Below are 22,982 nucleotides of genomic sequence, written 5' to 3' on the forward strand. Positions count from 1 at the left end.
TCACAGTTCAGTTCGTGTGGGGCATCGCGTCACGCGCTTCGTCGCGCGCTTCGTCGTGCGCGTTCTCTTTGCGGAACGAGTCGTAGATCTGGAGCAGCACCTGCTTCTGCCGCTCGTTGATCGACGGGTCGGCGAGTATGACGGCCCGCGTCTCCACCTCGTCCGGGTCCCGCTCGTCGAGGATCCCGGCCTGCACGTACAGCGTCTCCGCGGAGATCCGCAGCGCCTTGGCCAGCTGCTGGAGGATGTCCGCGCTCGGCTTGCGCAGCCCGCGCTCGATCTGGCTCAGGTACGGGTTCGACACCCCCGCGGCCTCGGCCAGCTGACGCAGCGACAACTGGGCCTGCCGCCGCTGCTCCCGCAGGTACTCGCCGAGATTGCCGACGTTGAGCGATGCCATGCCCCGATCCTGCCCCACCCTGCTAACTATTGCAAGCACCTGCTTGCAACTGCTCCCACCGCGCCGCGGCGCCGAACCACGTGGGGAGGGCGGCGAGCAGGTCTTGCTGGTCCTGCCCTACCCAGGCCACGTGGCCGTCCGGGCGCAGGAGCACCGCGGGGGCGTCCGGTTCCGTGTCGGTGACGTCGGTGACGTGGTCCACCCGGTCGGCCCATCCCGTCACCGAGAGCCGGCCGGTGCGGTCGAGCAGGAGTCCGCGGCCGCCGTGCGTCAGCTCGTAGAGGCGGCCCTGCTTCAGCCGCACGTCCCGCATCCGCCGGCCGAGCAGTTCGTGGCCCTCGCCGAAGTCGTAGCGGACGTCCACCGCGGTGATCATCCCGGTCACGTACCGGTTCACCTCCTCGAAGTCCATCAGCTTCGAGAACAGCTCCCGCAGCGCGCTCGCCCCGGGATCGGTGCCCATCAGCGCGATCTGCGCGCGGGTGTTGGCGAGCACGGCGGCGCCCACCGGGTGCCGTTCGGCGTGGTAGCTGTCCAGCAGGCCCTCCGGGGCCCAGCCGCCCACGGCGGCGGCCAGCTTCCAGCCGAGGTTGAACGCGTCCTGCACACCGAGGTTGAGCCCCTGACCGCCGGTCGGCGGGTGGATGTGCGCCGCGTCTCCCGCCAGCAGCACCCGGCCGACCCGGTAGCGCTCCGCCTGCCGGGTGGCGTCGCCGAACCGGGACAGCCAGCGCGGCGAGTGCACGCCGAAGTCGGTGCCCGCGGTGGCCCGCAGCCGCTGCTTGAACTCCTCCAGGGTCGGCGCCGCCCGGTCCTCGGACACCCCTTCGCCGGGCACGACGGCGCGGTAGCCGCCCTCCTCCAGGGGAACGAGGCCGAAACGCCGCTGCGTCTGGTTGACCTCCGCGACGACGGCCGCGATCGTCTCCGGGTCCTCGGTCGCCTCCATGACGCCCAGCAGCGTCTCGACCGTGGCGGGCTCCCCGGGGAAGCCGACGCCGAGCAGCTTGCGCACCGCGCTGCGGCCGCCGTCGCAGCCGACCAGGTAGCGCGAGCGCAGCCGGGTGCCGTCCGCGAGCTCGACGCCCACCCCGTCCTCGTCCTGGTTCAGCCCGACCACTTCGCGGCCGCGCCGGATCTCGGTGCCCAGTTCGAGGGCCCGCTCGACCAGCAGCCGCTCGGTGACCGGCTGCGGGGTGGCCAGCCCGTACGGGTGGGCCGTGTCCAGCAGGTCCGGCCACGATTTCGCGATCCCGCCGAAGAGGCCGCCCACCTGGAACTTCTTGCTGACCGCGAGGAACCGCTCCAGCAGGCCGCGCTGGTCCATCACCTCGACGCTGCGCGCGTGCAGACCCTGCCCGCGGGACTCCCCGGTCGGCTCGGTCAGCTTCTCCAGCACCACCACGTGCACGCCGTGGAGCCGCAGCTCGCAGGCCAGCATCATGCCGGTCGGCCCGCCGCCGACCACGATCACGTCAATCATTCAGATCCCCCGATTCCACCGGCTCAGAGGGGAGATTCTGCGGCAGTACGGGGGCCTTGCCGCAAGCCCCCCTGTGCGCTATAAGTTGAGAGTGGCAAGGAGTGGTACCGGGTACCAAGCTCCTTGCCTTTGTTGTGTGCCGGCCCGTTCCGGCGCCCGTCAGGGCGCGGCCGCGCCGATGACCACCGTCGCGTACAGCTCCTGCGAAGTGACCGTACGGGTCGTCAGACCCGCCGCCGTCAGGGCCGCCGCCGTGACCGGGTGCTGGTGCTCGCCCGTCTCGATCAGCAGGTGCCCGCCCGGGGCGAGCCAGTGCGCGGCCTGCGCCGCCACCCGGCGGTGGATGTCCAGGCCGTCCGCCCCGCCGTCCAGGGAGACCAGCGGCTCGTGGTCGCGGGCCTCCGCCGGCAGCAGCCCCAGCTCCCCCGTCGGCACGTACGGGGCGTTGACCACCAGCACGTCCACCCGGCCCCGCAGGGCCGCGGGCAGCGCCGCGTACAGGTCGCCCTCGTGGACCCGGCCCCCGTACGGGGCGACGTTGCGCCGCGCGTACGCCAGCGCCACCGGGTCGATGTCGGCCGCGTGGAGCTCCACCCCGCCGCCCGCCCGGTCCGCCACCGCCGCGCCCAGCGCGCCCACCCCGCAGCACAGGTCCACGACGACCGCGCCCGCCCGGGGGGTGAGCGCGGCCGCCTCGGAGGCGAGGAACTCGCTGCGCCGGCGCGGTACGAAGACCCCCTCGCCGACCTCCATGCGCAGCCCGCAGAACCCCGCCCAGCCCACGACGATCTCCAGCGGCTCGCCGGCGACCCGGCGGGCCAGCATCCGCGACAGGTGCCCGTCGTCCCTGGCGGCGCCGACGAGCAGGTCCGCCTCCTCCTCCGCGAAGACGCAGCCGGCCGCGCGCAGGCGTTCCACCAGTGAGATCAACAGTCCAGTCCTTCCAAGACCGTGACGTCCAGGCCCTCCAGTCGGGCCGGATCCGCGACGATGTCGATGGCGACGATACGGCCGCCCGCGATGGTGAAGCCCTGGACCGCCACCGCCCTGCCGCCCGGCGGGATCGTGACGACGCCCAGCGCCCCGTTGACGAGCGCGGGCCGCGCGTACGGCGCCAGCCGCTGGAACGTGAGCGCCTGCCGGGCCACCGCCTCCGCGCCCAGCGCCGTCTCCCGCAGGTCCACGCGCAGCACGCAGTCCGGGTCGAGGACGGAGATCAGGCCGTCGAAGCTGCCGCCCCGCGCCGCCGCCAGGAACGCGCCGACGATCTCCTTCTGCCGACCCCGGTCCGTGTCCGGGGCGGGCGCCTGCCCCCGCACCCGCCGCCGGGCCCGGCTGGCGAGCTGCCGGGTGGCCGCCGGGGTGCGCTCCACGATGGGCGCGATCTCGTCGAAGGGCACCCCGAACATGTCGTGCAGGACGAACGACAGCCGCTCGGCGGGCGCCAGTTGCTCCAGTACGACGAACAGCGCGAGCCCGACCGAGTCCGCGAGCAGCACCTCCTGCTCGGGATCGAGCCCGTCCGGCGGGCTCAGCAGCGGCTCCGGGATGCCGACGGGCGTCTCCAGGGAATCCTCGCGGCGGGCCTTGCGCGCACGCAGCTGGTCCAGGCAGACGCGGGCGACGACGGTGGTCAGCCAGCCGCCCAGGTTCTGCACCTCGCCGGTGTCGGCGCGGTCGAGCCGGATCCAGGCCTCCTGGACGGCGTCCTCGGCCTCGGTCAGCGAACCGAGCATCCGGTACGCCACGGCCCGCAGGTGGGAGCGCTTCTCCTCGAAGCGCTCCGCCAGGAAATCCCCCCGGTCCGCGCCGTTCGCCGCCGCGCCGTTCGTACTGCCTGTCATCGTCCTGTTCCCTCGTCTCGTCCGGTCGTTCCCGCCCCTGCCTCTCTGACGGACGCCGGCCCGTCCGTGTGACAGCCCGGCCGGATCAGAAGATGTCGGGGGACCACGGCTTGCTCGACGTACGGAACACCGCGTCCGCCAGCGCCAGCGCCCCCGGCCGCTGCTCCGTGATCTGCCCCAGCGCGCCCAGCCGGACCGCCGAGCCGTCCCCGAGGTACAGCGAGCCCAGCGCGGCCACGTCGAGCCGCAGGTCGGCGGGGTCCCCGGTGGCCTCGCACCGCCCCGTGCCCGCGTCCAGCCGGAAGCGGCCCCCGGACAGGCCCACCGGGTCGGTGACCTCCAGGACGAGGACGCCCGGCACCTCGTACGTCCGCGCGCCCAGCGCCCGTACGACGTCCAGCACGCGCACCCAAAGGAAGTCGGCGTGGGTCAGGATCGCGGCGGCGCGCGGATCGGGCAGCAGGCCCGGCGCGAGGTCGTCGGTGGCGCGCAGCCCGGTGCGGATCCTCAGCGCCCAGTCGACGGAGCACAGGAAGTGCCACAGCGCCCGCTCCGCCTCCGGGGTGGCCGCGAGCAGCTCCTCGACGCGGAGGGTGTTCAGCGGGACCTTCGCGTCCGTCCAGTGGTCATCGCTCCGGTAGGAGACCAGGCCGGCGACCTCGCCCGCCGCCGTCCGGTACACGGCGTGCAGCTTCGGCCTGTACGGGCGGAAGGAGAACTCCTCCTCCCCCGTGGCCAGTCGCCACCAGCGCGCGTCACGACCGGTCATGCCGTGCCGGGTCACCCGGATCCGCTCGTGCAGGGCGGGACCGATCCGCCGGACCTCGGCCACGTCCACCAGCTCGATGCGGCCGCCGGCGGGTGCGGCCCGGTGCGAGTCCAGGCCGGTGCGCGGTACGTCGATCTCCCACTCCGCGACGTACACGGCGGGCCCGTACCCGTACCGCCCGTAGATCGGGTACTCGGCGGCGATCAGGGTCGACAGCACGTCGCCGCGCGCCGTGGCGGCGGCGAACTCGGCGGCCATCATCCGGGTCAGCAGGCCCTGGCGGCGGTGCGTGGGCAGCACGCTGACGTTGGTGACGGCGCTGGCCGTGACGGTGGCGCCGCCCGGGACGGTCAGCTCCTGGGTGAAGGACCGGAAGGTGCCCACGCAGCCGCCGGTCTCGCTGTCGAAGGCGCCCTGGACCCGGCCGAGTTCGCCGGCCGCGGCCCTGAGGGCCACGTCGCCGGGCGTCACGGGCTCCGCACGCAGGAACCCCCTGTTCAACGTCTGTGCCCACGCGGAATGTTCGGTGGCGGTGATCTGCCGGACCTCGGTGCTCATGACCGGCCACGCTAACCGCCGCCCCGGCCCCGAGTCCCGCGATTTACCGGGAGACAGGCCCCGGGAGACAGGCCCTAGGCCAGCAGGTCGTCCACCTGAGCCTCGCCCTCGCGGTAGCGCCGGGTGATCTCCGCGCTGGAGTCGTCGGCGGTGCGCTGGAGCTGCTGGCGGCGCCGCGAGACCTGCTGTTCGTACCGCACCAGCCGGCCCATCGCGTCGTGGAGTTCGGCGTCGGTGCGCGCGGCGAGGTCGGAGAGCTCCACCTCGGCGAGCATCTCCGAGGCCAGCAGCCGGAACTCCTCGCTGTGCGGGGTGCCGAGCGTGACGTGCCGGGCCGAGACGCTGCGCCGCGAGGGGGCGTCGGCGAGGATCTCCGAGAGCCGCTCCACCACCGAATCGGGATCCGCCGCCGGGACCGCCCCGGGCACCGCCGGGAGGCGGTCGCGGCGGCGGGCCAGTTCGGCGCGCAGGATGTCGATCCGGCCCTGGAGGAGTCTGCGGATGTAGCTCAGGTCGGCCTCGTCGCGCTGCGCGTCGCGGCGCAGGGCGCGCAGCTCCGGGAGGCCGAGCGCGGTGGCCGGGGTCAGCGGCTCCTGCGGGTCGCCGGTGCGCTGCGCGGGCGGTCGTACCGCGGCAGTGGTGGTTCCAGTGGGTGCAGCGGGTGATGCAGGTACGGAGGTACCAGAGGTATTCATACGAACGGGTCCGTCCCCTCGACCGGTGAATGGGGTCTCCCCGGGGCCTGAGGGCCGTGGGAAGCACCGCCTGCGTGCATCGTGCCACTCTCCGTGGTACCGGTGCAGTCTCAGTGCACCCGATCGGCCCCGGACGGGTGCACGCCTGGTACACAGGTGGTATGCGAGCAGTGGTGCAGAGGGTGGACGGCGCGAGCGTCGTGGTGGCCGGCGAGACGGTGGGCGAGATCGTCGGCGAGGGACTGTGCGTGCTGGTGGGGGTGACCCACGACGACACCCCGGAGAAGGCAGCGCTGATGGCGCGCAAGCTGTGGTCCGTGCGGATCCTGGAGGCGGAGAAGTCCTGTAGCGACGTGGCCGCGCCACTGCTGGTGATCTCCCAGTTCACGCTCTACGGGGACGCCCGCAAGGGCCGCCGCCCCACCTGGAACGCGGCGGCGCCCGGGCCGGTGGCCGAGCCGCTGGTCGACGAGGTCGTGGCGCAGCTGCGGGCGCTGGGGGCGACGGTGGAGACGGGCCGGTTCGGCGCGGACATGCGGGTCTCGCTGACGAACCACGGCCCGTTCACCATCGTCATCGACGTCTGAGCGGTCTGAGGGTCTGAGGGTCTGAGCTGTCCGGGCGCTCAGGGCGCCACGACGACCTCCTGCGCGGCGGCCGTCTTCCCGGCCAGCAGCGGTGCGTCCACCGGCACGTTCCGCTTGACCAGCGCGAGCGCGATCGGGCCGAGCTCGTGGTGGCGGACCGCGGTGGTCACGAAGCCCAGCTGGCGGCCCTCCTCCCCGTCGGCGGCGAGCCGGACCGGCGTGCCGTGGGCGGGGAGCAGCACCTCGGAGCCGTCCAGGTGCAGGAAGACGAGCCGGCGCGGGGGCTTGCCCAGGTTGTGGACGCGGGCCACGGTCTCCTGGCCGCGGTAGCAGCCCTTCTGGAGGTGGACGGCGGTGCCGATCCAGCCCAGCTCGTGCGGGATGGTGCGGTGGTCGGTCTCCTGGCCCAGGCGCGGCCGGTGCGCCTCGACGCGCAGCGCCTCGTAGGCGAGCAGGCCGGCGGCCGGGCCGTGGCTCGCGGCGAAGGCCTCCAGCTCGGCGCGCGGCAGGAAGACGTCGCGGCCGTACGGGGTCTCGCGCACGACGAGTTCCTTGGCCACCTCGGCGATGGAGCCGGCCGGCAGGTGCACGACGGCGAAGTCGGCGGTGCGGTCGGCGACTTCGACGCGGTAGAAGAACTTCATCGACTCCAGGTAGGCCAGCAGCGCCTCCTGGGTGCCGGGCTCGACGTGCGCCCAGACCGTCTCGCCGTCGTCGACGAGGTAGAGGGCGTGCTCGATGTGCCCGTTCGCGGAGAGGATCAGCGCTTCGGTGGCCTGCCCGGCGGGCAGCTCGGTGAGGTGCTGCGTGAGCAGCAGGTGCAGCCAGCTCAGCCGTTCGGGTCCGGTGACGGTGATGACCCCCCGGTGGGAGAGGTCGACGAAGCCGCGGCCGTCGGCGAGGGAGCGCTGTTCTCCGTACAGCTCGCCGTAGTGGGCGGCGACGCCCTCGTCACGGCCTTCGGCCTGGACGGCACCGGGGAGATGGAGCAAGGGGCTGCTGGTCATGGCACCAAGCGTACGACCCCGCCCGGATCTGCCCTAGGCCTGCCCGGCGCGGTGCTTCGCGGCGCACTTCGCGCAGAGCCCGAAGATCGCGAAGTGCTTCATGTCGGTCTCGAAACCGAAGGTGGCGCGCAGTTTCGCGGTGAACTCGGCGGCGATGTCCACGTCCGCCTCGATGACCTCGGTGCAGTCGCGGCAGACCAGGTGGATGTGGTGGTGCCGGTCGGCGAGGTGGTACGTGGGCGCGCCGTGCCCGAGGTGGGCGTGCGAGACGAGCTTCAGCTCCTCCAGGAGCTCCAGCGTGCGGTAGACCGTGGAGATGTTCACGCCGGAGGCCGTCTTGCGCACCTCGGCGAGGATCTCGTCCGGAGTGGCGTGCTCCAGGTGGTCGACGGCTTCGAGCACGAGCTGGCGCTGCGGCGTCAGGCGGTATCCGCGCTGCCGCAGGTCGCTCTTCCAGTCAGAGCCTTCGGTGTCCACGCTGCTGCCCACCCGGCCAGTGTAAGCGCGGGAAGGGAACCGCGGCCCTGGCCGTGGTCCCCTTCCCGCACAGTCTGTGGATATCGCCCGATACGGGCCGTGGCCGCCTCAGCGGAAGAAGGCGATGCCGTCGTCCGGCATGTCCGGGAGGTTGCGCGCCATCTCGGCGACCTCCTCGGGCGTGACGACCTTCTTCAGCTGCGCCGACATGTAGGGGCGCAGCTCGACGTCCGGCGTGGACTTCTCGCCGACCCACATCAGGTCGCCCTTGACGTAGCCGTAGAGCCGCTTGCCGCCGCTGTACGGGCCGGAGGCCGCGGTACGGGCGACGGCGTCGGTGACGATGTCGATCTGCGGCTTCTGGTCGGCGAGCGCGCCGTACCAGACCTCGACGACGCCCTGGTCGCGGACCATGACGATCTCGACCTGGCGGTCCTTGTCGATGCGCCAGTAGCCGGACTCGGACTCCAGCGGCCGCACCTTGTTGCCCTCGGCGTCGAGCGCCCAGGTGTGGGAGGTGTACTCCAGGAAGTCCCGGCCGTCGTGGCTGAAGACGACTTCCTGGCCGAAGTTGCACTTCTCTTCACCGGGGAAGTCGAAGACGCCCGCACCTTCCCAGGTACCGAGGAGGAAGGCGAGCGGGACGAGGCCCGGGTTCAGGTCGGACGGGATCTGGATCATGAATGGCTGCTCAGGCGATCTGTAGGGAGGGGTTCCGGCATCCGGGGCGGGGCGAGCGGCTGATCAGGTGACGATCAGCGCTGACCCTGGTACAGCTTCTTCACGGCGAGTCCGGTGAAGGCGAGGACGCCGACGCAGACCAGGACCAGCAGGGAGGTGAAGACTGCCTCAAGCACGGTGTGCTCCTCGCGATGATGTGGGCGTGTACGGGGCCGGTCCCCAAGCCTACTGGCCCGGGGACCGGAGCACTCCGTGAGGTGGGCCGTACGCCGTTCCTCAGCCCAGCAGCTGGTTCTGCAGGATCACCGTCTGGTGGAAGGGAACGGCCGCCACCGCGTCCTTGCGGCTCTGCAGGATCACGGCCTGGACGTCACCGGACTGGATGCACCCGGCCTTGATCTGCTCGTCGCCGACCGGCGGGACCTCCTCGAAGAGCTGGCGCTCGTTGCTGTCCGGCGCCGACTGGGCCAGCTTGGCCTTGCTCCAGTCGGGATCCGCCTCGACCCGGTTGACTCCGCTGAGGTTCATGTCCCGGCCGCAGCCGGTGAAGGCGTTCACGAAGCCGGACGAGTGGAAGCGCAGCAGGTAGACGCGGGTGCGGGTGCCGTCGGGGGTGGTCCAGCCGCGGCCCACGATCTGGCGCAGCCCCTCGTCGGTGAACGCCTGCTTCATCTTCTCGCGGGCGGTCGGCTCGTACTCCTCCAGGAAGGTGTCCACGGTCACCACGGAGTCCTTCTCCAGCTTGAGCTTCGCGTCCGGCGTGGCGCCCCGCGGGGCCGGCAGGAGCAGCTGGGTGAGGCCGGCGTAGTGGATGCCGTCCGCGTTGTCCGCGGCGAAGGGCACGGCCGCGCCGGGGGGCGGGGTCGGCCTGACGAGCGCGGGGTAGTCCCAGCGGCCGTCGGACCGGGTGGAGAGCCCGGGGACGTCGGTGCGGTCGGACCGGACGATCCCGTACGCGCAGGCGGCGCCGACGGCGGCGAAGACGACGACGACGGCCGTCCAGCGGAGCGCGGCCAACAGGCTCCGCCGGTCTTTCGGCGCGGGCACGGGCGCCGGGGCGGCGGGTGCCGGGGCCTCGGGGGCCGGGGCGGCCGGCGCCGGAGCCTCGGGCGCCAGGGCGGCCGGTGCCGGAGTCTCGGGGGCCGGGGCGGCCGGTGCCGGGGCCTCGGGCGCCGTAGCCGGTGCCGGGGGCGCCGGTGCCGGAGTCTCGGGCGCCGGAGCCGGTGCCGGGGCGGCCGGGGCCGGAGTCTCGGGCGCCGGAGCCGGTGCCGGGGCGGCCGGGGCTCCGGTGGTGTTCTGCTCGGTCACGCGGACTCCCCGGGGGACTTCAGGTGGCTCATCTGGTTCCGGAAGAACTGGACGGCGGTGGACTGGGAGAGCGGCTTGGGCCCGTACGCGCGGAAGGTGACCATCACATCGCCTTCGACGGCCACGCAGAAGACCGATTCGATCTTCGCTTCCTTCTTCTCGCCGACGTTGAAGAGCCCGCACTTGGCGTCGGGGAACCCCTCCACCTTCGGCGCCTCGCGCCCGTCCTTGACCTGGTCGAGCACCTTCTTGGACACCTCGGAGAACTTCCCCACGGCCTTCGGGTCCGCCTGCATGATGCGGACCTCGGCGACCATCTTGGCGCCGTCCCTGTCGGCGTACGTCCGGCCGGCGAGGCCCTTGAGCTTCAGCTCCGCGAGCATCTCGTCGCGCTTCTTGCGGTCGCTGCTGGAGAGCCCCTTGCGGGACTCCTTGAAGCCCTCGACGGCCTTCTCGCCGGCGATGAAGAAGTTGTTGCCGTCCGCGTCCAGGTCGGGTCCGAGGACGTAACCGGGCGGGACCGGCAGCAGCTTGCCGGAGAGCTCGTTGGCGGGGACGGCGTCCGGCGTCTTGCGGAGCGGCGTGAGCTTGCCCGCCGCCTCCCAGTAGCGGGTCGGCGCCTCGCGGTCGGCCCCGGCGAGCGCGGACCGCGCCCACACGCCGGCGCCGGCGAGGACCCCGAGGACGACGACACCGGTGACGAGGGCGAACACCCGGCGCCGGCGGCCGGGGCGTGCGGCGGGGGTCCCGGCGGCGGGGGTCCCGGCCGCCGCGGGGGTCCCGGCCGCAGGGGGCTCGACGGCGGGGGGCTCGACGGCGGGGGTCCCGGTCGCTGGAGTCTCGGTCACAGTCGCTCCAGCTGTCGCTTGGCCAGTTCGATGACGTCGCGCTCCGCGATCTTGCCGCGGTTGTCGTAGTAGTCGATGTCCATGACGATGTCCCCCCGGCGGGCGATGACCCGGGCCCCGCGAACGGGGAGGTAGCCCGGCGTCTCCTCGGCCTTGGAGTCCACCCAGACGCGGCCCAGGTCTCCGGAGAGGCCCGGGACGGCGACGCCGTCGTTGCCCGCGCGGTCCTTGTCGGACATGTAGGCGGACTGCTGCGCCTGGTAGTCGTCCGCCCCGGAGCGGTCCTGGAACTGCAGCAGCCGGACCTTGACGAACACCTTGTCGTCCTGCGCCCACACGGTGGAGGCGACCCGGCGGAACCTGGTCTGCACCAGGCTGGTGAGGGCCCGGTCGGGGGCCGTGAAGAACTCCGCGGCGAACGCGTCGGCGGGCTCGTAGCCCGTGCCCGCGACCTTCGCCCCGCCGGGGGCCTCGACCAGCAGCTTGCCGAGGTCGTCGTCCGTCTTGTGCCAGCGGTTGGCGTTGATCGTCTTGTTGGTCGTGGTGTCGTCCGGCGCGAGTGCCTTCGGCCCGGCCGGCAGCGGCTGCGCCAGCGGCGGCAGCGGGGTGGGCTCGCGGTCGTACTGGACCGCGTACCCGGTGACCGTGCCGGCGAGGACGCCGAGCACGGCGGCTCCGGCGATCAGGAGCGCGGTACGGCCCCGGCGGCGGCGCGGGAGGGCGGATGCGGTTTCCGGGTCGGTCCCTCCCCCTTCGCGCGCCTCGGGAATGGTCTGTGCGTGTTCCAAAAGAGAGTCCCCCACACGGCTGTGCGCACCGGGTGTGGATACCCGGGCACACACATGACCCGCCCCGGCGGAACCCGGTTGTACGCACCCTCATCACGGTTTGGTGTAGGGGCCCGTCAGTCTTTGTGACGCCGCTTTCCGTCCAGTTCGTCCCACCACTCGTCGGACTTCGGATCGCCCGAGGGGTCGTCCCACCAGCGGTCTTCCGGTCCGCGCCGGTTCGCGACCATCGCGGCGACCGGGGGGATGACCATCGCGACGACGCACATCGCGACGGCCGCCTCCACCGACAGGAGGCGCACGAAGGACCAGGCGGAGACGAAGAGGAACAGGCATCCGCCCATGAGCAGGAAGTAGACGCGGCGACGCCGGGCGTACATGCCTCCAGGGTAGAGCCGCCGACGCCCGGCCGGAACGGCACGGAGGGCCGCACCCCGTTCCAGTGGCGTCCAACCCCTGGGGTGCGGCCCTCCGGCCGGCCATTCAGCGCACGCGGCGCACGCGCGGACGGCTCAGACCGCGATCGCCACGTCCGTCACTCCGCCGGCCTGGGCGACCACGACGGCGCGGTCGGCCTGGGCGCCCGGGACCAGCGCCCGCAGCGTCCAGGTGCCGGTGGCGGCGTAGAAGCGGAACTGGCCGGTCGCCGTGGTGGGGACCTCGGCGGTGAACTCGCCGGTCGAGTCCAGCAGGCGGACGTAGCCGCTGACGGGCTCGCCGCCGCGGGTCACCTGACCCTGGATGGCGGTCTCACCGGGCTTGAGCGTGGCGAGGTCGGGCCCGCCGATCTGTGCTCCACACATGTTCTCTGTCCTGTCCTGGAGGGGTCGTACTGCCTACGGGGCGTCGCGTGCCCGGGAGTTACTTGTTGGCGCCGAGCTCGATCGGCACGCCGACGAGCGAGCCGTACTCGGTCCAAGAACCGTCGTAGTTCTTGACGTTCTCCTGGCCCAGGAGCTCGTGCAGCACGAACCACGTGAGCGCGGAGCGCTCGCCGATGCGGCAGTAGGCGATGGTGTCCTTCGCCAGGTCGACCTGCTCGGCCTCGTAGAGGGCGGTCAGCTCTTCGTCCGACTTGAAGGTGCCGTCGTCGTTGGCGTTCTTCGACCACGGGATGTTGCGGGCGCTCGGCACGTGGCCGGGGCGCTGCGACTGCTCCTGCGGGAGGTGGGCCGGGGCGAGCAGCTTGCCGGAGAACTCGTCGGGCGAGCGGACGTCGACCAGGTTGAGCGAGCCGATCGCGGAGACGACGTCGTCGCGGAAGGCGCGGATGGAGGCGTCCTGGGCCTTGGCCTTGTACTGGGTGGCCGCCCGGTTCGGGACGTCCTTGCCGTCGACCAGGTCGCGGGAGTCGAGCTCCCACTTCTTGCGGCCGCCGTCGAGGAGCTTGACGTCCTGGTGGCCGTAGAGCTTGAAGTACCAGTAGGCGTAGGACGCGAACCAGTTGTTGTTGCCGCCGTAGAGGACGACGGTGTCGTCGTTGGAGATGCCCTTGGCGGAGAGGAGCTTCTCGAAGCCCTCCTGGTCCACGAAGTCGCGGCGGACCGGGTCCTGGAGGTCCTGCTTCCAGTCGATCCGGACGGCGTTGGTGATGTGGTTCTTGTCGTACGCGGACGTGTCCTCGTCCACCTCGACGATCACGACGTTGGCGTCGTTCAGGTGGGCCTCGACCCAGTCGGCGTCTACGAGGACGTCGCTGCGGCTCATGATGTTCTCCTCCGGGGCAGTGTGCGGCGGGGCGGTGCTGGTGCTGCTGCGGGGTGGTGCTGGTGCGTACGTCTCCGGATCGCGCTCGGAGCCTGCGCGGGGACGCGTCAGGGGCGGAGGCGGGAGTCGTCACGCGGGAGGGCCTGAAGGGCCGTCGTCCGGTCGATGGAGCGGGATCCGTCGGGGGCAGTCTCCGAGTTCCGGGGCGCGGAGTCTCGGATGCCGCACGCGACGCGCTCAGCTGTCACATGGATCGACAGAGCATGGCGGCGACGCGACACAGGTCAACTGCCCGCCGCTTCGTGAGGTCCGCCTGCTGATGCTTCATAGCCATGGATCGTAGGGACGAATCGGCCGCCCTGTCACCGGTGTGTCATATATCGAGACAGGATCGTCCGGATAGTGGGATCAGAAGACCCGGAGAGGCCGCGGGGTGCCCCCCGGGGGCACCCCGGGCGGTCCGGCCATCTGCGGATCGGACCGCTCCGTCTCACGATCCGGCCAGGGATACGTCCTTACCGGCCAGCGTGAGGTGGACGCCGCTCTCGTCCGAGGTCAGCGCGGACAGCTGGAGCCCGCTCGGCAGGCCCTCGTCGAGGCGCCGGTCGAAGTCCGTCTTCTTGCGGATCATGCCCTCGATCCCGGGGATGCCCTCGCCCGGAACCTGGTCGGCGCGCACCCGCACGACCTTCTCGCCGCTCGCGCCCTTGGCCCCCGGGGCGTCCACGAGCGTGACGGTCGACACCACGCTGCGGGTCAGCTTCTTGCCGAGCACGTCCACCGTCGCGGTCACCTTCACCTTGCCCGGCGCGCCGCCGTAGGTCAGGGTCACGCCGTTCTGCGAGGCCTCGGTGAGGTCCGCGTACGTGAGGAGCGCGGTGCCCTCCGCCCGCTCGGCGGTGCCCCCGCTGTAACTCCCGTTGAGCTTCACCCCGCGGAAGCTGGCGTCGACCCGCGAGAGCCTCGTCTTGCGGCCGTCGGCGGTCGCCTCGACGTCCTTGAGCCTCAGGTCGACCTGGTCGAGGTCGTGGCTGAGCGCCTGCGTCAGGAAGGGGAACCCGTGGATCTCCACCTCCGCGCCGCCCACCTGCCCCGGCCGGGCCTGCTGTATCCGCTCGGCCAGCCGGTTCTCGGCGTAGCCGACGGCCCAGCGGTCGGCGCCCGCGAAGAGCGCCCCCAGGATCACTCCGATGATCACAACGACACGCAGTGCACGCACGTGTCCCTCCCCCTGTAGATCGATACGTGCGCCCTAGTGGACCACGCCGTGACCGTGCCGTGACCTTGGGGGGTGGACGGACCGGCGGCGCACCGCCGGTCCGGACCCGAGGGCCGCGGCCCTCAGGCCACCACCCGGCCGATGAGGTACACGGCGGGCGCGGCCACGGCCAGCGGCAGCGCGACCCCGGCCGTCATGTGCACGAACTTCGACGGGTAGTCGTACGCGGCCACCCGTAGCCCGACCAGCGCGCACACCCCGGCGGCCAGGCCGAGCAGCGCCCCGCCCGCCCCGATGCCGGTGAGGGTGCCGAGGGCGATGCCGGCGCCGGCCGCCGCGGCCAGCGAGACGCCGACGGAGGGCGCGGTGGGCAGCGGCAGCGCGCGGGCGAAGACGGCCACCGCGACGGCGGCGGCGCCCACGCTGACGGCCTCGGACTCGGCCGCCAGGTACCCGGCGCAGACGATCGCGAGGGCGGCCGAGGCCACCGAGGCCATCAGGCCGTACATCCGCTCGTCGGGATCCGCGTGGCTGCGCAGCTGGAGGACCAGCGTGAGCAGCACCCAGGCACCGAGGGTGCCGATGATCGCGCCGGGTCCGTACTCGTGGTCCACCGCGAGCACCGCGACATCGCTGACGAGGGCTCCGAGGAAGGCGAGGGCGATCCCCTGGCGGGCGGGCCACATGCCGTTGAGGCGGAACCAGCCGGCGGCCGTCAGGCCCTGGAGGGCGATCAGCGGCACCAGCAGGGCGTACTCCCCGAGGGCGGCGGCCACCGCGAGCAGGATCCCGAGCGCGGCGGTCAGCAGCGCCGGCTGCGGACCGGGGTCGATGATGGGCGAGCGGCCCTCGGCGCGGGCCTGTGCCGGGTCGACGGCGCGCAGCGTGTTGCCGCCCAGCGTGGGCGGCGAGTACTCGGCCTGCTCAGCGCTCTGCGCCGCCGGGACGACCGGCTGCGCGGGCGCGGCGGCCTGCGGCGGGAGGTAGGCGGTCTCGGCCCACTCCTGTCCGGGGGCCGGTGCGGGCGCCGCCGGTGCGGGCGCCGCCGGAGCGGGCGCCGCCGGAGCCGCGTCGCGGAACCAGCCGTCGGGCGCGGCCGTCTGCTGCTGCGGCTGCTGGTACGGCTGCGGCTCCTGGTACGGGGGCAGGTACGCGGTCTCGGCGGAGGCCTGGGCGGGTGCGGGGGCCTCCTCGCGGTACCAGCCGTCGGGCGCGCCCGTCTGCGGCTGCGGCTGCGGCTGCGGCTGCGGCTGCGGCTGCGGCTGCTGGTACGGGGCCTGGTACTGCTCCTGGTACGGAGGCAGGTACGCGGTCTCGCCGGCCGCCTCCGGCCACGGCGCGGGGGCCTCTTCGCGGAACCAGCCCTCGGGCGCCGCGGGCGCCGCCGGCCGACCGGGGACGCCGCCGAGCGGCGGGTGGACCGGCTGGTAGCTGGTGTCCCAGGTCTCCGACTGCCAGGTCTGGGTCCCGTACGGGTCCTGCTCCGGGGGCCGCTGCTGCTGGTTCTGGTGGTTCCGGTGCTGCTCTTCGGGAGTGCTCATCGGCTTCCGCTCACCCGCCCGCGAACGGCGGGAGCACCTCTACGGTGCCCCCTTCGCTCAGCAGGACGGCATCGTGCGGGCGCTTGCCCACAGGCTCGTCGTTCACGAGGAAGGAGCAGCGCAGCAGGACTCGGGTCAGCTCCCCGGGGTGGCGTTCGCGCACCTCGTCGAGGGCCTCGGCCAGTGTCCGCGCCGAGTACGGCTCCTCCGCCGTCCTGGCCGCGGCCTTGGCCGCCGCCCAGTAGCGGATGGTTCCGGTTGCCACTGCAGCTCCTATCGTCGGCTCTCTACCGTCGGCCTCCATCATGAACCCTCCGGCCGGCCGGCCCGGCGTGCCTCCACCCGCCCCGTGTGCGCCGGGGCACCCCGACCGGAGCACCCGCCAAGCCGCCGATCCGGTGAAAACGGGGCATAGCCTGATATCGGGCGTGGCGGGAACCACAGAACAGGGACGGAGAGACCTCGGCCCGGGAAGGCGCGGTGGGCTATTCTGGCGGCGTAGAGGATCCGGGCAACGTAGCCCCCGGGTCCTTTTGTGCTTTCAGACCGTTGAACGGAACGAGAACAGTGGTGCCGATCCGGGCCTCAGGGCGCGGGGCCGGGCGGGCACCGGGCAGGACGCAGCGCACGGGCAGGACGCGGTGCGCTGCGAACGTACGAAGCAGTACCGCGAACGTCCTCGACGGGACCGAGGAGGAACCGACGTGATGGACCAGCGAACCGTGCAGAACCGTCCGACTTGGGCAGGTGTTCGGGCATGAGCTCACTCCTGCTGCTGACCAACGCCCTGCAGCCGTCGACCGAGGTGCTGCCCGCCCTCGGCCTGCTGCTGCACAACGTACGCGTGGCGCCCGCCGAGGGGCCGGCCCTCGTGGACACCCCCGGCGCCGACGTGATCCTCGTCGACGGCCGCCGCGACCTGCCGCAGGTGCGCTCCCTGTGCCAGCTGCTGCGCTCCACCGGGCCCGGCTGCCCGCTGATCCTCGTGGTCACCGAGGGCGGGCTGGCGGCCGTCACCGCAGACTGGGGCATCGACGACGTCCTCCTCGACACCGCCGGTCCCGCCGAGGTCGAGGCGCGGCTGCGGCTGGCCACCGGCCGCCAGCAGCTCGGCTCGGACGACTCCCCGATGGAGATCCGCAACGGAGACCTCTCGGTCGACGAGGCGACGTACTCGGCGAAGCTGAAGGGCCGGGTCCTCGACCTCACCTTCAAGGAGTTCGAGCTGCTCAAGTACCTCGCGCAGCACCCGGGCCGGGTCTTCACGCGCGCCCAGCTGCTCCAGGAGGTCTGGGGCTACGACTACTTCGGCGGCACCCGGACGGTCGACGTCCACGTACGGCGGCTGCGCGCGAAGCTGGGCCCCGAGCACGAGTCGCTGATCGGCACGGTCCGCAACGTCGGCTACCGCTTCGTCACACCGGAGAAGGTGGAACGGGCCGCCGCGGAGGCGGCCGCGCAGGCGGAGCGGCAGGCGGCCGCGCAGAGCGCCCGGCAGGCCGCGGCGTCCGTCACCCGGACGGAGGAATCACCCGCGATCGTCCCGTCCGCAGGACGGCCTGCCCAGAGGTAGGTCACCCCGCGTAGACTGCCGCGCGTGGCCAAGGTGACGCGGGATGACGTGGCGCGACTTGCGGGTACCTCTACCGCCGTCGTGAGCTACGTCATCAACAACGGACCCCGGCCGGTTGCCCCGGCCACGCGCGAGCGTGTACTCGCCGCGATCAAGGACCTGGGCTACCGCCCGGACCGGGTCGCGCAGGCGATGGCGTCGCGGCGCACCGACCTCATAGGCATGATCGTCCCGGACGCCCGGCAGCCGTTCTTCGCGGAGATGGCGCACGCGGTCGAGCAGGCCGCCGCCGAGCGCGGAAAGATGGTGCTGGTCGGGAACTCCGACTACCGCGACGAGCGCGAGGTCCACTACCTGCGGGCGTTCCTCGGCATGCGGGTGTCCGGGCTGATCCTGGTCAGCCAGGGCATGAGCGAGCGGGCCGCCTCGGAGATCGAGGCGTGGGACGCGCGGGTGGTGCTCCTGCACGAGCGCCCGGAGGCGATCGACGACGTCGCGGTCGTCACGGACGACATCGGCGGCGCCCAGCTCGCGACGCGGCACCTGCTGGAACACGGGCACGCGTACGTGGCCTGCATCGGCGGCGTCGAGAACACCCCCTCCGTCGGCGACCCGGTCGCCGACCACGTCGAGGGCTGGCGCCGGGCCATGCAGGAGTCGGGCCGCTCGACCGAGGGCCGGCTCTTCGAGGCCCCGTACAACCGCTACGACGCGTACACCGTCGCCCTGGAGGTCCTGGCCCGGCCGGACCGCCCGACGGCCATCTTCTGCGCCACCGACGACCAGGCGATCGGCGTCCTGCGGGCCGCGCGCGAGCTGCGGATCGACGTGCCGGGGGAGCTGGCGGTGGCCGGCTTCGACGACGTCAAGGAGGCGGCCCTGACGGATCCGCCGCTGACGACGGTCGCCTCGGACCGCCCCGCCATGGCGCGCGCCGCGGTGGACCTGGTGCTGGACGACGGCCTCCGCGTCGCCGGCTCCCGCCGGGAGCGCCTGAAGCAGTTCCCGTCGGCCCTGGTCATCCGCCGCTCCTGCGGCTGCCGCTGACCCTCCGTCCCCACCCGCTCCTTCGGCCCCGCCGGTGCTTGAGGCGCGGGTCCGGGCGGAGCCCGGGTGGGGGTCTCCCCGGACGAAGTCCGGGGGAGGGGAAAGGGCGGGTCGGGGACGGCCCCGCAGGACCGCCCCGTACGGGTACACGGCGCCACGCGCTTATATCCGGCATACACGGTTCTGTCGGGCTTCTCAGCGGGCGCTCAGGAAGCTCTCATCATTCGCGAGCAGAGTCATAGCCATGACCGAGAGCTTCCGCCGCGAAGGCGAGTACCCGCAGCACCCGCAGGAGAACTCCCCGGCCCAGCCCGCGCCGTTCGGCGACGACTGGCAGCGCGGACGCGACCGGCTCGCCCAGGACGCCGCCTATCCGCCGCCCCCCGCCTACGCCCCCGGCTGGCACGAGGCGCACGAGACGCACGAAACGCACGGTCCCCCGGCCGGCCCGGCGCACGCCGCCCGCGCCAAGCGCCCCGTCACCCTCCTCGCCACCGTCGCCCTCGTCGCCGCCCTCGTCGGCGGCGGCGCCGCCGCGGCCGTCGAGCAGTTCCTCGGCGACAAGGCCCCCGCCGCCGCCGGCGGCTTCCCCGGCACCAACGTCTCCCAGTCCAGCGCCGGCTCGGTCGCCGGCGTCGCGGAACAGGTCAGCCCCTCCGTCGTCCGCATCGACACCCGCACCGCCCAGGGCACCGGCACCGGCTCCGGCATCGTCCTCACCGCCGACGGCGAGGTCGTCACCAACAACCACGTCGTGAGCGGCGCCACCCAGATCCAGGTGACGATGAGCGACGGCAAGAAGTACGAGGCCAAGCTCGTCGGCGCCGACCCCGGCAAGGACCTCGCGCTCGTCAAGGTCCAGGGCGCGAGCGGCCTGAAGCCCGCCAGGCTCGGCGACTCCGACGGCCTCAAGGTCGGCGAGGAGGTCGTCGCCATCGGCTCCCCCGACCGCCTCACCGGCACCGTCACCAGCGGCATCGTCTCCGCGCTGAACCGCGAGGTGAACGTCCCGAAGTCCGAGGAGCGCACCCCCCAGAACCGCCAGAACCGCCAGGGCTCGGGCGGCGGCGGCTGGCCCTTCTCGTACGACGGCCAGGAGTTCAACGGGGACACCGGCTCGGACACCACCTCGTACAAGGCCATCCAGACGGACGCCTCCCTCAACCCCGGCAACTCCGGCGGCGCCCTCGTCAACCTGAACGGCGAGATCGTCGGCATGCCCTCCGCGATCTACTCCCCCTCCAGCGAAGGCTCCACCGCGGGCAGCGTCGGCCTCGGATTCGCCATCCCGGTGAACACCATCAAGGCCGACCTGGACTCCCTCCGCAACAGCAGCGGCGGGACCGGCACCGGCGCCTAGCCTGTAACCCCGACCGCACCCCGCACCCCGAAGGACCGAGATGACCGCCGAAGGCGACCCGCAGCGCATCCTCGTCGTCGACGACGAACCGGCCGTCCGCGAGGCCCTGCGCCGCAGCCTCGCCTTCGAGGGATACGGGGCACAGACCGCCGTCGACGGCCTCGACGCCCTCGACAAGGCGGCCTCGTACGCCCCGGACCTGATCGTCCTCGACATCCAGATGCCCCGTATGGACGGTCTGACGGCGGCCCGCCGGCTGCGCTCCGCCGGCAGCACCACCCCGATCCTGATGCTGACCGCCCGCGACACCGTCGGCGACCGCGTCACCGGCCTCGACGCGGGCGCCGACGACTACCTCGTCAAGCCCTTCGAGCTGGACGAGCTGTTCGCCCGCGTCCGCGCCCTGCTGCGCCGCAGCGCCTACTCCGCCCCGGCGGCCGGCGGCGCCGAGCCCGAGGACGCGCTGACCTTCGGCGACCTCCGGATGGACCTGGCCACCCGCGAGGTCACCCGGGCCGGCCGCCCGGTGGAGCTGACCCGCACCGAGTTCACCCTGCTGGAGATGTTCCTGGCGCACCCCCGCCAGGTCCTGACCCGCGAGCAGATCCTGAAGACCGTCTGGGGCTTCGACTTCGAGCCCAGCTCCAACTCCCTGGACGTGTACGTGATGTACCTGCGCCGCAAGACCGAGGCGGCCGGCGAGTCCCGTCTCGTCCACACCGTGCGCGGGGTGGGCTACGTACTGCGCGCCGGGGAGAGCGGTCCCGAGTGAGTCCCGTCGCCCGGTTCCGCGCCCTCCCCCTGCGGTCCCGCCTCGCGCTGCTGGTCACGGTCGCGGTCGCGGTCGCCGTCGCCGCCGTCGCCGCCGTCTCGTGGGTGATGGTGCGCACCCAGCTGCGCGACCAGCTCGACCGCTCCCTGATGGCGACCAACCCCAACGCCCAGGTCGTACGGGTGCTGCGGGAGGGGTGCGTCACCGCGCCCGCCCGGCCGACCCAGGAGATCGCGGGGAACCTGAACGCGACCGTCCAGATCGTCACCGCGGACGGCGGCCACTGCTGGGTGGGCGGCAGGTCCACCCTCCCCGTCACCCCGGTCGACCGGGAGGTCGCCGCGGGCAAACGCCTGCCCACCCTGCACGACGTGGCGACCACCGACGGCACCGCGATGCGCGTCTACACGCTGACCGCGCAGACGAACGGCCAGCTGTTCGCGATCTCCATCGCCAAACCGCTCGCCGACATCGACGACCCGCTCTCCACCCTGGCCTGGGTGCTGATGCTGGTCAGCGGGATCGGCGTGGTCGGCGCCGGCGCGGCCGGCCTGTGGGTGGCCCGGACGGGGCTGCGGCCGGTCGACGAACTCACCGACGCCGTCGAGCACATCGCCCGCACCGAGGACCTCACCGTACGGATCCCCGTGGAGGGCGAGGACGAGATCGCCCGCCTCTCCCGGTCCTTCAACGCGATGACGGCCGCGCTCGCCTCCTCCCAGGAGCGGCAGGCGCAGCTGATCGCCGACGCCGGGCACGAGCTGCGCACCCCGCTGACCTCCCTGCGCACCAACATCGAGCTGCTCGCGCGCAGCGAGGACACCGGCCGGGCCATCCCGCCCGAGGACCGCAGGGAGCTGCTGGCCTCGGTGAAGGCGCAGATGACCGAGCTGGCCTCGCTCATCGGGGACCTCCAGGAGCTGTCCCGCCCGGACGCGCACGGCCACGGCCCGCTCCAGGTGGTCGCCCTGCACGAGGTGGCGCGCAGCGCCCTCTCCCGCGCCCGGCTGCGCGGCCCCGAGCTGCGCTTCACCGACGAGCTGGCGCCCTGGTACGTACGGGGCGAGGCGGCGGCGCTGGAGCGGGCGGTGGTCAACGTGCTGGACAACGCGGTGAAGTTCAGCCCGCCCGGCGCCGTGGTCGAGGTGTCGCTGCGGGCGGGCGAGCTGACCGTACGGGACCACGGGCCCGGCATCCCGGCCGAGGACCTGCCGCACGTCTTCGAGCGGTTCTGGCGTTCCTCCTCGGCCCGCGCCCTGCCCGGCAGCGGGCTGGGCCTGTCGATCGTGGACCGTACGGTGCGCCGCGCGGGCGGCAGCGTGGAGCTGCGGGCGGCCCCGGACGGCAGCCCGGGCACGGAGGCGGTGCTCCGCGTCCCGGGCGCCCCGGCGCCGCCGCCGGAGCAGGCGCCGGAGCGGCCGTCAGTTGTGCCGGATCAGTGAGGCCACCAGGCCCGACCGGGTGTTCGGGAAGTCCATCGGGACGATCCCGAGCCCGGTGCGGCCGGCCAGCTCCCCGCCGTCGACGAAGGAATGCACCTGCGGATTGAGCCGGTCGGAGTTCCAGCGCGGCGGCATGTAGGCGGCGGTGCTGACGTAGTTCACGAACAGCTTCCCGGGCTGCTGGACGGCCTTGCGGAAGTGGTTCTCGATCCGGCCCCGCTTGGCGAAGGGCTCGGTGTTGTAGTCGTCCTGGATGTCGAAGACGTTGCCGTCGCCGTAGCGCAGGCCGGGCAGACCGCCGTTGTCGGCCAGCAGGACCACCTTGCCGCGGGCCTGGCCGAGGGTGGGCAGCGCGTCCGCGATCCGGAAGAGCGGGCGCCAGCCGCGGTGGTCGAGGTAGTCGTCGAAGACGGCCCGGAAGGCGGCGTCGCTCTCCCCCGAGTACTCCTGCTTGAGGCGCATCAGCACCGTCTCGGACGGGTGCGCGGCGAGGAAGTTCCAGCAGGCGACGAGGACGTCGCCGAACATCAGGTCCTGGAAGAACGCCGCGTGGTGGATGGCGAAGGAGCCGCCGGTGACGCGGCAGCGGACGTCCAGGAACCGTATCCCTGAGTCGAGCTGCTGGGCGATCGAGGTGTTCTGGCAGGCGACGTAGAGCCCGCCCTTGGTGGCGCCCGAGTCGTGGGTGCCGGGGATGGTCATCCGCTGGAGCGCGGTGGCGTCCGGGAGCCCGGCCATCCAGTCCTGGGTGCCGAGGGTGCGGGCCGACGCCGTCCCCGCCGCTCCGAGTCCCGCGGCCGCGCCCGCTCCCGCCGCCATCGCCCCGACCAGAAATGCCCGACGATCCAGTGCCATGCCCGCCCCTTTGCGTACCCG

26 protein-coding genes are annotated in these 22,982 nt (G+C 72.9%); 6 read left to right on the plus strand and 20 right to left on the minus strand.

The window, feature by feature from the left end:
- Positions 1-7 precede the first annotated feature (7 nt).
- From EES41_RS17290 to EES41_RS17315, 6 genes are all read right to left on the minus strand, one after another.
- Positions 8-400: a helix-turn-helix domain-containing protein gene (locus EES41_RS17290; protein WP_073775192.1), complete on the minus strand. Its 393-nt coding sequence runs from the start codon at positions 398-400 to the stop codon at positions 8-10.
- A gap of 22 nt (positions 401-422) precedes the next feature.
- Entirely contained in the window at positions 423-1,883 is a 1,461-nt protein-coding gene (rox, locus tag EES41_RS17295) for a rifampin monooxygenase (protein WP_123079389.1), read from the minus strand.
- Between the two features lie 159 nt (positions 1,884-2,042).
- Complete coding sequence (locus tag EES41_RS17300) at positions 2,043-2,816, minus strand: putative protein N(5)-glutamine methyltransferase (protein ID WP_123079390.1); 774 nt, start codon at positions 2,814-2,816, stop codon at positions 2,043-2,045.
- Positions 2,810-3,727 (minus strand): sigma-70 family RNA polymerase sigma factor, encoded by a 918-nt coding sequence (locus EES41_RS17305; protein ID WP_123079391.1) that lies wholly within the window; start codon positions 3,725-3,727, stop codon positions 2,810-2,812. Before EES41_RS17305 ends, EES41_RS17300 begins: the two co-directional genes overlap by 7 nt.
- Before the next feature lie 85 nt (positions 3,728-3,812).
- Complete coding sequence (locus tag EES41_RS17310; protein ID WP_123079392.1) at positions 3,813-5,054, minus strand: GNAT family N-acetyltransferase; 1,242 nt, start codon at positions 5,052-5,054, stop codon at positions 3,813-3,815.
- Between the two features lie 74 nt (positions 5,055-5,128).
- Positions 5,129-5,749 carry an AmfC protein gene (locus EES41_RS17315; RefSeq protein WP_123079393.1) on the minus strand — a complete coding sequence of 207 codons (621 nt, stop codon included), beginning with the start codon at positions 5,747-5,749 and terminating at the stop codon, positions 5,129-5,131.
- A 161-nt stretch (positions 5,750-5,910) separates the two neighbouring features.
- Here EES41_RS17315 and dtd point away from each other — a divergent pair, with 161 nt between their 5' ends.
- Positions 5,911-6,336 (plus strand): D-aminoacyl-tRNA deacylase, encoded by a 426-nt coding sequence (dtd, locus tag EES41_RS17320; RefSeq protein ID WP_037794041.1) that lies wholly within the window; start codon positions 5,911-5,913, stop codon positions 6,334-6,336.
- A 38-nt stretch (positions 6,337-6,374) separates the two neighbouring features.
- Here dtd and EES41_RS17325 read toward each other — a convergent pair whose 3' ends face one another.
- The 13 genes from EES41_RS17325 to EES41_RS17390 all read right to left on the minus strand — a co-directional run bounded on the left by EES41_RS17325 (position 6,375) and on the right by EES41_RS17390 (position 16,177).
- A complete protein-coding gene (locus EES41_RS17325; RefSeq protein ID WP_123079394.1) occupies positions 6,375-7,343 on the minus strand; it encodes a folate-binding protein YgfZ in 969 nt (322 codons plus the stop codon).
- Between the two features lie 33 nt (positions 7,344-7,376).
- The gene (locus tag EES41_RS17330) at positions 7,377-7,832 is read right to left on the minus strand and encodes a Fur family transcriptional regulator (RefSeq protein WP_254211481.1); all 456 of its coding nucleotides are present in this window, start codon (positions 7,830-7,832) and stop codon (positions 7,377-7,379) included.
- Between the two features lie 96 nt (positions 7,833-7,928).
- On the minus strand, positions 7,929-8,501 hold the full coding sequence (locus EES41_RS17335) for an FABP family protein (RefSeq protein ID WP_008742399.1): 573 nt from the start codon (positions 8,499-8,501) through the stop codon (positions 7,929-7,931).
- Positions 8,502-8,777: 276 nt separating this feature from the next.
- Positions 8,778-9,809, minus strand: coding sequence for a hypothetical protein (locus EES41_RS17345; RefSeq protein WP_254211482.1), 1,032 nt, complete (start codon positions 9,807-9,809; stop codon positions 8,778-8,780).
- On the minus strand, positions 9,806-10,657 hold the full coding sequence (locus EES41_RS17350) for a hypothetical protein (protein WP_254211483.1): 852 nt from the start codon (positions 10,655-10,657) through the stop codon (positions 9,806-9,808). The genes EES41_RS17345 and EES41_RS17350 overlap by 4 nt, the downstream gene beginning before the upstream one ends.
- Complete coding sequence (locus EES41_RS17355) at positions 10,654-11,445, minus strand: hypothetical protein (RefSeq protein ID WP_254211484.1); 792 nt, start codon at positions 11,443-11,445, stop codon at positions 10,654-10,656. Before EES41_RS17355 ends, EES41_RS17350 begins: the two co-directional genes overlap by 4 nt.
- A 116-nt stretch (positions 11,446-11,561) precedes the next feature.
- Positions 11,562-11,825: a DUF3099 domain-containing protein gene (locus EES41_RS17360; protein ID WP_250568668.1), complete on the minus strand. Its 264-nt coding sequence runs from the start codon at positions 11,823-11,825 to the stop codon at positions 11,562-11,564.
- 132 nt (positions 11,826-11,957) lie between these two features.
- Complete coding sequence (locus tag EES41_RS17365; RefSeq protein ID WP_008742393.1) at positions 11,958-12,248, minus strand: DUF1416 domain-containing protein; 291 nt, start codon at positions 12,246-12,248, stop codon at positions 11,958-11,960.
- Positions 12,249-12,306: 58 nt separating this feature from the next.
- Positions 12,307-13,152, minus strand: a complete 846-nt coding sequence (locus EES41_RS17370) for a sulfurtransferase (protein ID WP_008742392.1) — start codon at positions 13,150-13,152, stop codon at positions 12,307-12,309.
- A gap of 244 nt (positions 13,153-13,396) precedes the next feature.
- Positions 13,397-13,486: an Ms5788A family Cys-rich leader peptide gene (locus tag EES41_RS44195; protein ID WP_350875872.1), complete on the minus strand. Its 90-nt coding sequence runs from the start codon at positions 13,484-13,486 to the stop codon at positions 13,397-13,399.
- Positions 13,487-13,642: 156 nt separating this feature from the next.
- Positions 13,643-14,371, minus strand: coding sequence for a DUF2993 domain-containing protein (locus tag EES41_RS17380; RefSeq protein ID WP_123079398.1), 729 nt, complete (start codon positions 14,369-14,371; stop codon positions 13,643-13,645).
- 122 nt (positions 14,372-14,493) lie between these two features.
- Positions 14,494-15,912 (minus strand): hypothetical protein, encoded by a 1,419-nt coding sequence (locus EES41_RS17385; protein ID WP_164495868.1) that lies wholly within the window; start codon positions 15,910-15,912, stop codon positions 14,494-14,496.
- A 10-nt stretch (positions 15,913-15,922) separates the two neighbouring features.
- Positions 15,923-16,177 (minus strand): MoaD/ThiS family protein, encoded by a 255-nt coding sequence (locus EES41_RS17390; RefSeq protein WP_123079399.1) that lies wholly within the window; start codon positions 16,175-16,177, stop codon positions 15,923-15,925.
- Positions 16,178-16,669: 492 nt separating this feature from the next.
- Between EES41_RS17390 and EES41_RS17395 the strand changes: the two genes are divergently transcribed.
- The 5 genes from EES41_RS17395 (at position 16,670) to EES41_RS17420 (ending at position 22,106) form a co-directional block, all read left to right on the plus strand.
- Positions 16,670-17,485 carry a response regulator transcription factor gene (locus EES41_RS17395; RefSeq protein WP_123079400.1) on the plus strand — a complete coding sequence of 272 codons (816 nt, stop codon included), beginning with the start codon at positions 16,670-16,672 and terminating at the stop codon, positions 17,483-17,485.
- Between the two features lie 24 nt (positions 17,486-17,509).
- On the plus strand, positions 17,510-18,532 hold the full coding sequence (locus EES41_RS17400; protein WP_123079401.1) for a LacI family DNA-binding transcriptional regulator: 1,023 nt from the start codon (positions 17,510-17,512) through the stop codon (positions 18,530-18,532).
- A 244-nt stretch (positions 18,533-18,776) separates the two neighbouring features.
- On the plus strand, positions 18,777-19,892 hold the full coding sequence (locus tag EES41_RS17410; RefSeq protein ID WP_123079402.1) for a S1C family serine protease: 1,116 nt from the start codon (positions 18,777-18,779) through the stop codon (positions 19,890-19,892).
- Positions 19,893-19,932: 40 nt separating this feature from the next.
- The gene (locus EES41_RS17415) at positions 19,933-20,664 is read left to right on the plus strand and encodes a response regulator transcription factor (RefSeq protein ID WP_123079403.1); all 732 of its coding nucleotides are present in this window, start codon (positions 19,933-19,935) and stop codon (positions 20,662-20,664) included.
- Positions 20,661-22,106 carry a cell wall metabolism sensor histidine kinase WalK gene (locus tag EES41_RS17420; protein WP_123079404.1) on the plus strand — a complete coding sequence of 482 codons (1,446 nt, stop codon included), beginning with the start codon at positions 20,661-20,663 and terminating at the stop codon, positions 22,104-22,106. Before EES41_RS17415 ends, EES41_RS17420 begins: the two co-directional genes overlap by 4 nt.
- Here EES41_RS17420 and EES41_RS17425 read toward each other — a convergent pair.
- Complete coding sequence (locus EES41_RS17425; RefSeq protein ID WP_123079405.1) at positions 22,086-22,961, minus strand: phosphatidylinositol-specific phospholipase C; 876 nt, start codon at positions 22,959-22,961, stop codon at positions 22,086-22,088. The genes EES41_RS17420 and EES41_RS17425 overlap by 21 nt on opposite strands.
- Positions 22,962-22,982: the final 21 nt, after the last annotated feature.

The organism is Streptomyces sp. ADI95-16 (assembly GCF_003721495.1).
GTDB classification, from domain to species: domain Bacteria; phylum Actinomycetota; class Actinomycetes; order Streptomycetales; family Streptomycetaceae; genus Streptomyces; species Streptomyces goshikiensis.